This window comes from Terriglobia bacterium, assembly GCA_020073495.1.
Classification (GTDB): domain Bacteria; phylum Acidobacteriota; class Terriglobia; order Terriglobales; family Acidobacteriaceae; genus JAIQFD01.
On record JAIQFD010000004.1, the window covers coordinates 28,290 to 40,281 of the forward strand.

8 protein-coding genes are annotated in these 11,992 nt (G+C 62.8%); 7 read left to right on the forward strand and 1 reads right to left on the reverse strand.

Annotation, left to right across the window (positions count from 1 at the left end; genetic code table 11):
• The first annotated feature begins 56 nt into the window (after window positions 1-56).
• The 6 genes from LAN37_10470 to LAN37_10495 all read left to right on the forward strand — a co-directional run bounded on the left by LAN37_10470 (window position 57) and on the right by LAN37_10495 (window position 8,706).
• Entirely contained in the window at window positions 57-1,736 is a 1,680-nt protein-coding gene (locus LAN37_10470) for a chloride channel protein (protein ID MBZ5647634.1), read from the forward strand.
• Between the two features lie 369 nt (window positions 1,737-2,105).
• Window positions 2,106-4,172: a hypothetical protein gene (locus LAN37_10475; protein MBZ5647635.1), complete on the forward strand. Its 2,067-nt coding sequence runs from the start codon at window positions 2,106-2,108 to the stop codon at window positions 4,170-4,172.
• A 153-nt stretch (window positions 4,173-4,325) separates the two neighbouring features.
• The gene (locus tag LAN37_10480; protein MBZ5647636.1) at window positions 4,326-5,663 is read left to right on the forward strand and encodes an extracellular solute-binding protein; all 1,338 of its coding nucleotides are present in this window, start codon (window positions 4,326-4,328) and stop codon (window positions 5,661-5,663) included.
• A 174-nt stretch (window positions 5,664-5,837) separates the two neighbouring features.
• Window positions 5,838-6,875: an ABC transporter ATP-binding protein gene (locus LAN37_10485; protein ID MBZ5647637.1), complete on the forward strand. Its 1,038-nt coding sequence runs from the start codon at window positions 5,838-5,840 to the stop codon at window positions 6,873-6,875.
• Window positions 6,866-7,858: a sugar ABC transporter permease gene (locus LAN37_10490; protein MBZ5647638.1), complete on the forward strand. Its 993-nt coding sequence runs from the start codon at window positions 6,866-6,868 to the stop codon at window positions 7,856-7,858. The genes LAN37_10485 and LAN37_10490 overlap by 10 nt, the downstream gene beginning before the upstream one ends.
• Entirely contained in the window at window positions 7,858-8,706 is an 849-nt protein-coding gene (locus LAN37_10495) for a carbohydrate ABC transporter permease (GenBank protein ID MBZ5647639.1), read from the forward strand. The genes LAN37_10490 and LAN37_10495 overlap by 1 nt, the downstream gene beginning before the upstream one ends.
• Window positions 8,707-8,758: 52 nt before the next feature.
• Here LAN37_10495 and LAN37_10500 read toward each other — a convergent pair whose 3' ends face one another.
• Complete coding sequence (locus LAN37_10500; protein MBZ5647640.1) at window positions 8,759-10,228, reverse strand: CoA-acylating methylmalonate-semialdehyde dehydrogenase; 1,470 nt, start codon at window positions 10,226-10,228, stop codon at window positions 8,759-8,761.
• Between the two features lie 463 nt (window positions 10,229-10,691).
• Here LAN37_10500 and LAN37_10505 point away from each other — a divergent pair, with 463 nt between their 5' ends.
• Window positions 10,692-11,987 (forward strand): OFA family MFS transporter, encoded by a 1,296-nt coding sequence (locus LAN37_10505; protein MBZ5647641.1) that lies wholly within the window; start codon window positions 10,692-10,694, stop codon window positions 11,985-11,987.
• The last annotated feature ends 5 nt before the right edge of the window (window positions 11,988-11,992 follow it).

An 11,992-nucleotide genomic window follows, 5' to 3' on the forward strand; every position in this document is an offset into this window, starting at 1 on the left:
CCGAAAGTGGCCAGAGGACGAGCGGGCCTTGGTGGAAAACCCCGCTGTTGCATCGCTTGGACAAGCTGCAACAACGTGAGGATCAGGTATTTCTGGTCCTAGCGCTGGTTATAGGCGCCCTGACAGGCTTGGCGGTCGTCGCTTTCATCTTGCTGACGGAACGAATGGGGATACGGCTGTATCCGGCGGGCGGTGCTCCGTGGCGACGTCTGCTGTTCCCGATCGTGGGCTCCCTGAGTATCGGCTACCTCTTGTTCCGCTATTTTCCCGACGCCCGAGGCAGCGGAGTGCCGCAGACCAAGGCTGCTTTGTATGCACGCGAAGGACGCATCACGCTGCGCACCGTGCTGGGAAAGTTCTTTTGTACGTCCGCAACACTGGCTAGCGGAATCCCCCTCGGACGCGAAGGACCTTCCGTTCAAGTTGGTGCGGGTATTGCTTCAGTGCTCGGACGTCTCTTGGGACTGCGTCCCGAAAAAGTAAAGGCGCTTCTGCCGGTCGGTGCAGCAGCAGCCATTGCGGCCGCGTTTAATACGCCTTTGGCGGCAGTATTGTTTGCGCTCGAAGAGATAGTGGGAGACCTTCATGCGCCGGTGCTTGGCTCGGTAGTGCTGGCCTCGGCTACTTCTTGGGGGGTGCTCCGCCTCCTGCTCGGCAACAGCCCTCTATTCAAAGTTCCGCAATACCAACTGGTCCATCCCGCGGAATTTGCCGTTTATGCTGTGCTCGGGGTAGCCGGAGGCCTGGTTTCGGTGGCCTTCACGAAACTTCTGCTAGGCATGCGGGAACGTTTTCTCCGCTTCCCGCAAAATACACTCTGGTTTCAACCTTTGGCAGGCGGCTTGTTAGTCGGTTTGTTGGGATGGTTTGTGCCCCAGGTCTTGGGCGTGGGTTATGGATATGTCGGCTACGCCTTGAATGGAACAATGGCGCTAAAACTGATGGCTCTGCTGGTGGTTCTCAAACTCATAACGGTGACTACGAGTTACGCTTCCGGCAATGCGGGCGGCATCTTCGGCCCCGCCCTGTTCATCGGCGCCATGTTGGGAGGTTCTCTGGGGACCTTGGCACATCGTTTGTTACCCGTCTACACCGCGACCCCGGGTGCCTACGCGCTAGTCGGGATGGGCGCGGTCTTCGCTGGTATCGTGCGCGCTCCTATGACCTCAGTGCTGATGATCTTCGAGATGACGCAGGACTATGAGGTTATCGTCCCACTGATGATTTCGAATCTGGTGAGCCTTTTCATTTCTTCACGGTTGCAGCGGCAGCCCATCTACGAAGCCCTGGCAGTACAGGATGGCATACACCTGCCTGGGGCGGGAACACGCCAACGACATGGTCAGCGTCAGGTAGTCCGAGTCATGCACACTGCGACCGAGTTCCTGCCAGCCGAGATCACGGCTCGGGAGGCTTTGGAACGGGTTCGCCCGAGTGAATTCCGAACGTGGCTGGTGACTGATCGACGAGGTGTAGTTGGCGTTATCAACCTCCCGACGCTCGAACGAAAGGTAGTGGAAGGTGCTGCCAAGCAGCTGGGTGAGCTGGTGGGTGCGGGTGCTTTTCCGCACGTCCACCCCGATCAAGGGCTTGATTTGGCACTTGAGCGCATGGGAACAAACCAGATCGACATCTTGCCAGTAGTGAGCCGTGCGGATGTGCACAAACTAGAAGGCATTGTGACCCTGCGCGATGTCTTGGATTCATACGGTGTCAGCCGACCTGATCGGGCTTAGGCCTACCGGCCTACGGATGCCGAGGCTCACCTGTGTAGGCTGTCCCTGCGGGACAACTTGGTACGAACAGCACAGAGACGAGCAGCCTGCTAGAGACTCACCCCCGGCCGCCGGGTTCCAGATCGGAACCCCGCCGCTCGCAAAAAGGCCGGGTACATCGTGCCCCGAGGAAAAAATAGAAGAACGCTCTCTGGGCCGCCATCCATGCGCCTGCGCAGGGGCCGGGGAGGGCGCGCGGCGCAGCTCTTAGTGACGGCTCTTACAGCCCCCTGTGACATCCGTCACAGACAGGGGTTTGCACATGTGAATAATGCGCCGCACCAATCATTGGAGGTTGTGTCTCTCAAGACCTCCGTGTGCGAGGTGACCATGCCCGTCCGTCCTCTCCTCTGGGTTGTGGGTGTTCTCTGTCTGGCCGTAATCATCGCCCCGGCCTTCGCTGCAGACAATCAACCGTCGGATCCGCTGATCCGGGTGCTTCAGTCCAAAGGAATCCTCACCCAGGCCGAGGCCGACACGATCGGCACCGTCGCCCCGGCCGATCAACGCGTCAAGCTGGCGCAGATCCTGCGCGATAAGGGACTCATCACCTCGGCCGACTTTGAGGCCGTGAGCACGGCCGTGCCCGCGTACGAATCCGGGGAAGCCACGCTGCAATCGGCGTCGCTCGTCACTCGCGACTCGGCGCAGGCTAAGGCGCCTTCCGCGCCCAAGGCTCCGCCGGTGATCCCCGCCGTCGCCCCGGTCCGCGTGCTGCAACTCGAGCCCGCGAAGGTTGGCGGCCTGATCCCGGACATCAAGCTCGGCTCGGGCGCCAAGATGAAGATTTACGGGTTCTTTAAGTCCAGCGTCCAGTACGACACCTACTTGCCAACCGGCAACGATGCGCCCCTGCCCGGTTTCTCCGGCGACACCGGACCCGACGGTTCAAAGGAGTTCCACCTGAAGGCGCGCGCCAGCCGTATCGGCGCCAACTTCGAGTGGCCGGACATCCGGGAAGGCACTTCCATCACTGCCAGGGTGGAGGCCGACTGGGAAGGCAACTTCACCCGCGCCTTTAACCGCAACATCAGCGCGATCCGTTCCAACCAACTCAACCTGCGCTCGGCGTGGGCGCGGATTGATCACATGTTCAGTGACCAGACGTCCGGCTTCGTCCTCTTCGGCCAGGATTGGACTCCGTTCGGTTCTTCCATCCTTCCCAACTCGCTGGAGACGACGCTCCTGGGCGTCGGCTTCGGTTCGATGTACACGCGCGATATGCAGGTGCGCGTCGGCTTCCTGCATTCGTTCGCCGGAACCTCCATCAAGATCGGACCTGAGTTCGCCATCGTGCACCCGGGCTTTGGCGACACGCCCCCGTTCATCAACACGCAGACCGTGACGGTTCCGGCCTGTGCTGCGGTCCCTTGTCCCGCGACCGTCGTATCCGTCAGCACCGGGCCGGGGAACCTGGGCGATCAACTCGCGTACGCCGAGCGCCAGGGCGCCGATTCGGCCCGTCCGGAGGTCGAGGGACGCCTGGTCTTCCAGTTCCAGCTCGATCACGCCAAGGGCGTCGCTCCGGCGCAGATCATTATCAGCGCCATGCAGGGGGCTCGCACGGTGATCCTCCCATTGGCTAACATCCCGTCCTGCACTGCTCCGGTAGGCACGGTGTTTGCCGGCACCACGACACCACTCTGCAGCAAGGGCACAGCGGCTCCCGCCGTGAACACAAACCTCTTCAAGGATGCGTTCCCGACCGGTGCCACGGTGGACACCAGCCGGAACGGCTGGACTGCCGGCTTCCAGCTCCCGACACGTTACGTGACCTTTGTCACCAATTACTACAGGGGCACCGACCTGCGCTTCTTCTTCGCCGGACAGCTCCTGAAGGAATTCAACAACTTCACCACCCCCGGAATAACTGGGACGGGAGCGGCGGGCACAGCCAACACGATAGGTTGCCCGACCACCCCGGCTGGTTCTCCAGCTCCTTCGTATAACTGCGGCTTCTCGATCGACGGCGCATCGACGATTGCGTTCGCAGCGATTGCGCCGCCCGCCGGATCCTTACCCACCGCAATCCCAGCCGTCATGGCCGTTCCCCAGGGCGCAGTCCGCTCCCAGGGTGGCTTCGTCGAACTGGGCTTCCCGCTCTCCCGCATCTTCCAGGCGGATCCGACGGGACGCAATGCCGGGTGGACGCTCAATCTCCACTACGGTTTGGATTCGGTCAATGCCAAGGACGCTCGCAGGGGGAGCGGAACGGCTCAGAAGCAGTCCAGCTGGGGGTTCGCCAACCTGCAGTACAAACTCAACCAGTACGTGACCTTCGGCTACGAGCTGGGCCATTACCAGACGATCGACCTCGGTAAGACCTTGTTCGAAGGCGTAAACCACCACGTCGTGCACGATCTCCACTCGGAGTTCGCGACCATCTTCACCTTCTGACACAACTCCACAAACCAACCGGGGCGGCCTCGTGCCGCCCCGTTCTGCTGCATCCGGGTTGCACTTTTTCCCTGGCGGCGTATGATGTGGCCGCCTAATCAGGGGGGAGGCTCTTTACCATTCCCGCTCGAACTCCCAAAGGAGGGATTTCCCATGGCAAAAAAGAAGACCGGCCGCTGGACACGACGGGACTTCGTGAAAACAGTGGGTACCGGCGCTCTGGTAGCCGGGGTCGGACCTGCATTCCTTTTTCCCGAACGAGCGCAGGCTCAGCAGAAGACCCTCAAGATCGGCCAGTGGAGCCACTTCGTCCCCGATTACGACAAGTGGTTCGATAACGAGTTCACGAAGGCGTGGGGACAGAAGCACAACACCAACGTCGTCGTGGACCACATCAACCTCAACGAGCTGAAGACCCGCGCCACCGCCGAGGTTTCGGCCAAGAAGGGCCATGACCTGTTCATGTTCCTGTCGCCGCCCGCCGCCTTCGAGCAGCAGGTCATTGACATGTCCAACGTGTACAAAGAGGTGGAGAAGCAGCACGGCAAGAAGATCTCCCTGGCGGAGAAATCCACCTACAACCCCAAGACCAAGAAGTACTTCGCCTTCTCCGACTCCTATGTGCCCGATCCGGGCAACTACTACAAGGAGTGGTGGGCGGAAGCGGGCTATCCCAATGGCCCCGACACCTACGACGACCTGCGCGCCGGCGCCAAGAAGATCCGCGACAAGAACGGACATCCCTGCGGCATCGGCCTGTCCCAGGAGCTCGACACCAGCATGGCCATGCGCGCCATTCTCTGGTCTTTCGGCGGCAAAGAGCAGGACGAGCAAGGCAACGTAGCCATCAACTCCAAGGAGACTATCGAGGCCTTGAAGTTCATGAAGGCCCTCTTCCAGGAATCGGAGACTCCGGAGGTCTTCACCTGGGATCCTTCCAACAACAACCGCGCCATGCTGGCGGGCAAGACCTCGTTCGTGATGAACGCCATCTCCATCACCCGGCAGGCGGAGCGCGAGCACCAGGAGATCTCCAAGCACATCATGATCTCCAAGGCGCTCAAGGGGCCGGCCAAGCGCCTGGCCGCCGAACACGTCATGGACTGCTACGTCATCTGGGAATTCGCCGAGAACAAGGACGGCGCCCAGCAGTTCCTGATCGATTACATCGATTCCTTCAAGGACGCGTTCAACGCCAGCAAGTGGTACAACTTCCCCTGCTTCCCCAAGACCGTTCCCGATCTACAGAAGACCATCGTGAACGATCCGGCTGCCGAGCCGCCCGACAAGTACAAAGTGCTGGGCGACGTGCTCGACTGGGCCACCAACGTCGGCTATCCGGGCTACGCTAGCGCCGCCATCGACGAGGCCTTCACGACCTGGGTCATCCCGACCCACTTCGCCAAGGTCGCGCGCGGCGACGAGACTCCGGAAGAAGGCGCCAAGGCCTTGGAGACGGAGTACAAGCGTATCTGGGAGCGCTGGAAATAGTCCGGCGCTGTTCCCCTTTCAGCCCTTCCGGCAGCGCCGGAAGGGCTTTCTCGTTGCCCCTGACCGATTCGGGAGGCAGCCCGCGCACCCCATGTGACAAGCGGCACTGGGCGCAGTGCGTCGTGTTACACTCAGGCGTTTGTTGCTGGAACACCCACCGTATCCGAGGCAAGGATGGCAGTTGTCGAAACCCGCGGTCTGACCAAGGTATTCAAAGAAGGAGAGCTCGGGGCAGTCAATAACGTAAACCTGGTGACTCGCGAAGGCGAGTTCCTCGTCTTCCTGGGACCCTCCGGCTCTGGCAAAACCACGTTGCTCCGCATGATCGCCGGCCTGGAGACGCCCACCGCCGGTGAGATCGTGATCGGCGGCCAGGTGGTGACCCACATGACCCCACGCGAGCGCCGCATCGCGATGGTGTTCCAGAGCTACGCCCTGTACCCGCACCTCTCCGTGTACAAGAACATCGCCTTCCCGCTGAAGGCGCAGAAGGTCCCCAAGGAACAGCACCGCCAGAAGGTGGAGTGGGCCGCGGGACTGCTCGGCATCACCCGCTTGCTGGAACGCAAGCCGCGCGAGCTTTCCGGGGGCGAGCGCCAGCGCGTGGCCCTGGCCCGCGCCATCGTGCGCGAGCCTTCCGTCTTCCTGCTCGACGAGCCTCTCTCCAACCTGGACGCCAAGCTTCGCGCCTCGGCGCGGGAAGAGCTGGAGCTGTTCCATCGCCGCATCGGCACTACCACCATCTACGTCACCCACGACCAGGTCGAGGCCATGGCCATGGGCGACCGTGTCATGGTGCTGCACCAGGGAGTGGTGCGCCAGATCGGCACTCCCACCGAAGTCTACGACAATCCTGCCGACACCTTTGTGGCGACCTTCCTCGGATCCCCTCCCATGAACCTGATGGAGGACGGCGCGGTGATCGTCGGTTTCCGCCCGGAGCACATCGTCCCCATCGAGCTGGCGCCCAGTTCGGGGGTCAAGTTCAGCTTGCGCGTGAAGAACGTGGAATACCTGGGCTCGGAGTGGATCCTGTATGCCACGGTGGCCGAAGGCCGCTTCAAAGACAAGGAGATCACCTCGCGCCTGCCGTCGGCCGCTTCCTTCCGCATCGGCGAGACCTATGACTTCGGCGTGGGCGAGAGGGACCTGCGTTTCTTCGATCGGCAGACGGAGAAGCGGACGGAGGCGAGGGCCTTTGCATGGCAGTGAATCCTGCCGATCCCGCCACCAGGCCGGCGCAACGCCTGGCCCAGGAGGTGGGGGACATCCCGCCGCCTGCGCAGAAGCGCGGACGGAAGTCTTTTCGCACGCCGGCGGCGCGCGCCTATCGGCTTGGGATCGCCATGTTCGCCCCGGCGGTCCTCTATATCGTGGCGCTCATCGGCGTACCCTTCGTGATGGCGTTCCTGTACGCCTTCGGCGACGTGAGGGTGGGCAGCGTCGGATACCATTTCGTGGGGTTCGACAACTACCGGCATATCCTGCAGAGTCCCAGCTTCCGTAAAGCGCTGGGGAATTCGTTCATCTTCACCATCGTCTCCCAGGTCCTCGTCATCGTCGGTTCCACCATCCTGTCGCTGGTGCTCAAGGAGAAGTTCCGCGGGCGCGGGTTCGTGCGTTTCCTGGTGCTGCTTCCCTGGGTGGCGCCGATCTCGCTGGGCGCCATCGGCTGGAAGTGGATCCTGGATTCGCTTTACAGCGTGATCAACTGGGTGCTGGTCGCGATGCACATCTACAAACCGTACGCCGCGCCCATGTGGCTGGGCGAGCCTGTGCTCGCCATGGCGTCGGTGATCCTGGTGCACACCTGGCGGCTGCTTCCCTTCTCCACCGTCATCCTGCTCGCCGGCCTCACCGCCATCCCCAAAGACATCCCCGAGGCCGCTGCGGTGGACGGCGCGGGCTTTTGGCGCACCCTCTTCCACATCACCCTGCCCATGATGCTGCCGATCGTGAACGTGGCCGTCCTGTTCGGCATCATCTTCACCTTTACGGACATGACCGTGGTCTACATCCTGACCGCAGGCGGGCCCTTTGATTCGACGCAGGTCTTGCCGTCGCTGGCGTTTTTCACCGGCATTCTGGGCGGTGACTTGGCCGCCGGGGCGGCGATCTCCTTGTTCCTGGTCCCGCTGCTGGTGCTGGTGGCCTGGGGCATGCTGCGCATGGCGCATCGCGCGGAGGTGGTGTGATGGTCCGGGGCGCGGCGCGTTCCGTGTTCAACAGGATCGTCCACTGGGTCGTAGTGGTGGTGTTCACCGTCCTATTGGCGTTTCCCTTCTACTGGATGCTGATCACCACCTTCAAGCAATCCAGCGACCTCTATAACCTCGACAATAACCCGTTCATCTTCAATGCCAAGCCCACGCTCGAGAACCTGCGCCTGCTGTTCTTCGAGACCCAGTTCGCGCGCTGGCTGGGCAACACGGCCCTGGTAGGGGTGATCGTGGTGGCCATCACGCTGGTGCTGGCCTTGCCGGCGGCGTACTCGCTGGCGCGGCTCACCGGCCGCTGGGGACAGCGCCTGGGCATCGCCATCTTCCTCACCTACCTGGTACCGCCCACGCTGTTGTTCATCCCGCTGTCGCGCGTGGTCGCCATCCTCGGATTGCAGGACACCATCTGGTCGGTGGTCGTGGTCTATCCCAGTTTCACCGTGCCCTTCTCCATCTGGCTGCTGATGGGCTTCTTCAAGTCCATCCCCAAAGAGCTCGAAGACGCGGCCATGGTGGATGGGCTGAGCCGCTTCCAGGCCTTCTACAAGCTGGTGATCCCCATCTCACTGTCGGGAATCCTGACGGTGGTGATCTTCACCTTCACGCTGGTGACGCAGGAGTTCGTGTACGCGCTGACCTTCATTTCGACCGAGGCGCATCAGATGCTGGGCGTGGGCGTGCCCACGTTCCTGATCCGCGGCGATGTGTATTTCTGGGGGTCGCTGATGGCGGGCTGCCTGATCGCCAGCGTGCCCATCGCGCTGCTCTACAACCTGTTCCTAGACCGCTTCATCGCCGGCTTCACCGTCGGCGCTGTGAAATAAAATCTGCGGAAGTAGAGACGCCCGTAATGGCGTCTCTACCGCTACTCTCGGCTCAGCTTGGCCAGCGCTCGATGACGACGCGCGTCTCCGTATAGAACTTCACCGCGTCCTTGCCGGTGGCGTGCAGGTCTCCGAAGAACGACGCCTTCCATCCGGCGAAGGGGAAGAACGCCATGGGCGCGGCCACACCGACGTTCACGCCTACCATGCCTGCTTCCACCTGGGTGCGGAACTGCCGTGCGGCCGCGCCGCTGCGCGTGAAGATGCTGGACGCATTGCCGAACTTCGAGCGGTTCACCACCTTCAGCGCTTCGTCCAGGGTCTTGACGCGCACCACCGCCAGCAGCGGCCCGAAGATCTCCTCCTGCGCGATGGCGGACTCCGGCCGCACGTGATCGAAGATGGTCGGGCCGATGAAGAACCCTCCCGGCACGGCGCTCGCCTTGCGACCGTCCAGCACCAGCTTGGCGCCGTCGCTCAATCCCTTGTCGATGTAGCTGAGGACGCGTTTGCAGGTGTCGGTGCGGATGACCGGGCCCATCGCCGAGTCTGCCAGCAGCGGGTCGCCGACGCGCATCGCGCCGGCTGCCTGCGTGAGCTCCTGGACCAGGCGGTCGCCGATGTCCCCGACGGCCACCGCCACGCTGCCTGCCAGGCACCGCTGCCCCGCCCCGCCAAAGGCCGAATTGATGATCGCCTTCAGGCTCGAGGGCAGGTCGGCGTCGGGCATGACGATCAGGTGGTTCTTCGCCCCTGCCATCGCCTGCACCCGCTTGCCGTGCTGTCCCGCCGCCTGATAAATGTGGCGCGCCACCGGCTCCGAGCCCACGAAGGAGATGGCTCGCACCGCGGGATGCGCGATCAGCGCGTCCGAGGTCTCGCGAGCGCCGTGTACCAGATTGAAGACACCCGCGGGCAGCCCCGCCTCCTGCAGCAATTCTCCCAGCCGCACGGCCGTCATCGGGGTTCGCTCCGACGGTTTCAGCACAAATGTGTTGCCGGCGGCGATGGCGATGGGGAACATCCACAGCGGGATCATCGCCGGGAAATTGAAGGGGCAGATGCCCGCCACCACGCCCAGCGGCACGCGCACCGTGTAGCTGTCCACTTCGCGGGCGATCGACTCCAGCCCTTCGCCCATCATCAGCGTGGGCATGCCGCAGGCGAAGTCCACCACCTCGATGCCGCGCCGCACCTCGCCCCGCGCCTCTTCCAGGATCTTGCCGTTCTCCCGGCTCACCATGCGGCCCAGCTCGTCGAAATGCTGCTCCAGGAGCTGCTTGTAGCGGAACAGGAATTGCACCCGGTCGGTGACTGGGGTGGCTTTCCATTGCGGGAAGGCGCGCTCGGCGCTGGCCACCGCCGCGTCCACCTCGCCCGCGGAGCAAAACGGGACCCGGCACAGGACGGTGCCGCGCGCGGGCTCGAAAACAGGCTGGGCGTCGGGGGCAGTGGAGGGGCGCCAGCCTCCACCAATGAGTATGGGCAGGATCGGCGCCTGCGCGGCGTCCTGCAGCGGCATTTCGGCGACGGGTTTCATCGTCTCGGGCATGGTTCCTCCGTGGGAGGAACATGATACCCCCGCTGGCGCCTCCCAGTGCACCGCCGGCGGTGCGTTCCCAAACGGGAACCCGAACACAGGAGCGTGCATGCGTCACGCGGCTGTGTGACCGCTGTCACTGCACGGCGGACCTCTCAAGTGAAGAATGCGCCGAATAATCGCCGGGTACTTGCTGTCCGTCCTATGCTGGGCCTCGGGGCACGGCGCGGGCGGGTCGGCGGGAGACTCGCGGTGAGCCCGCAGCAGGATCCGATGGGATCGGCTGCGCGATGAAGGATCTGGCGTGACTGGCCAACCACCCGTCATCCCAGGGAGTGGTGTGAAGAGTAACGGCACTGGGCCAATCCCGAACCTGCGGCCCCTGAGTCTGGATGGGAACTGACGCAGGCCTCAGATAACGAACTACCGACAGGAGAGTCATACTATGGCAACAACGGCACAAGCTCCTTCTCAGAGCGGGTCGCACATCAATCGTTGGTGGCGGGTGGTGGGCGGTCTATCCATGAACCTCGCTCTCGGCTCCCTCTACGCCTGGAGCGTTTTCATCGCTCCACTGGAAAAGGAATTCAAATGGAAGCGCGTCGACACCGCGATGGTGTTCACCATCGCCGTCGTGGTCTTCGCCATTACCTTCGTGATCGCCGGCCGCTTGCAGGACAAGCTGGGGCCGTTCAAGATCTCCCTCATTGGCGGCGTCCTGGTCAGCGTCGGGTTCTTCCTTTGCGCCTACACCAGCAGCCTGACGTACCTGTTCATCTGCTTCGGCGTGATCGGAGGACTGGGCAACGGCTTCGGCTACTCTACGCCCATTCCGGTCATGGCCAAGTGGTTCCCGGACAGACGCGGACTGGCGGTGGGCCTGGCGGTCGCCGGATACGGCGGCGGTTCAGCCATCTTCGGCCCATTGTCTAACTCGTACCTGATCCCGGCCGTGGGCTGGCGCACGACGTTCCAGATTCTGGGCGCCGTGTTCTTCGTCATGACTGTCTTCGGAGCGTTCCTCCTGAAGAACCCGCCGGCCGGCTACAAGCCTGCTGGATGGGCACCGGCTCCGGCCTCGAAGTCCGCAGCCACGACCTATGAATTCACTCCCAGCGAGACCCTGCGCACGTCCACGTTCTACTTCATGTGGGTGGCATACGCGCTGGGCACCGCTGCCGGCCTGATGGTCATCAGCCAACTGATTCCCTTCTTCAAAGAAAGTCTGAAGAACTCCGGGCTCAGTCCTGTCGCTATTACGGCATACGCCAGTAGCGCAATCATCGTCGGGGCCGTAGGCAACGCTGCCGGTCGAATCCTCTCCGGCTGGATGTCGGACGCCATCGGCCGCATCAACGTGCTGCGCCTGATGATTGCCATCTCCGCGGTCGTGATGCCGCTGCTCTACCTGATCGGCGGCAACGTGGCCGGGCTGTTTGCGGCCGTGTTTGTCGTCTACTGGTGCTACGGCACGCAGTTGTCGGTGAACGGCTCTGCCGCTTCCGACTTCTGGGGCACGAAGAATGCCGGCATCAACTACGGCATGCTGTTCACCGCATGGGGCGTGGCCGGAGTCCTTGGCGGACGCATCGGCGGAGTGCTCTACGACAAGTACAAGAACTACCAAGCCGCGTTTTACACCGCGGCTGCCTTGGCGGTTGTCGCTCTGATCTGCGAACTGCTCGCCAAGCGGCCCGAGGCCCCGGAATCAACCGTGCGCGCTGCCCTCAAGACAGCGTAAGCGCA

Bases quoted from the DNA above. Each gene is read 5' to 3' on its own strand.
- LAN37_10475 (MBZ5647635.1), top strand. From the start codon at position 2,106: ATGCCCGTCCGTCCTCTCCTCTGGGTTGTGGGTGTTCTCTGTCTGGCC.
- LAN37_10495 (MBZ5647639.1), top strand. From the start codon at position 7,858: ATGGTCCGGGGCGCGGCGCGTTCCGTGTTCAACAGGATCGTCCACTGG.
- LAN37_10485 (MBZ5647637.1), top strand. From the start codon at position 5,838: ATGGCAGTTGTCGAAACCCGCGGTCTGACCAAGGTATTCAAAGAAGGA.
- LAN37_10505 (MBZ5647641.1), top strand. From the start codon at position 10,692: ATGGCAACAACGGCACAAGCTCCTTCTCAGAGCGGGTCGCACATCAAT.
- LAN37_10490 (MBZ5647638.1), top strand. From the start codon at position 6,866: ATGGCAGTGAATCCTGCCGATCCCGCCACCAGGCCGGCGCAACGCCTG.
- LAN37_10480 (MBZ5647636.1), top strand. From the start codon at position 4,326: ATGGCAAAAAAGAAGACCGGCCGCTGGACACGACGGGACTTCGTGAAA.
- LAN37_10500 (MBZ5647640.1), bottom strand. From the start codon at position 10,228: ATGCCGCTGCAGGACGCCGCGCAGGCGCCGATCCTGCCCATACTCATT.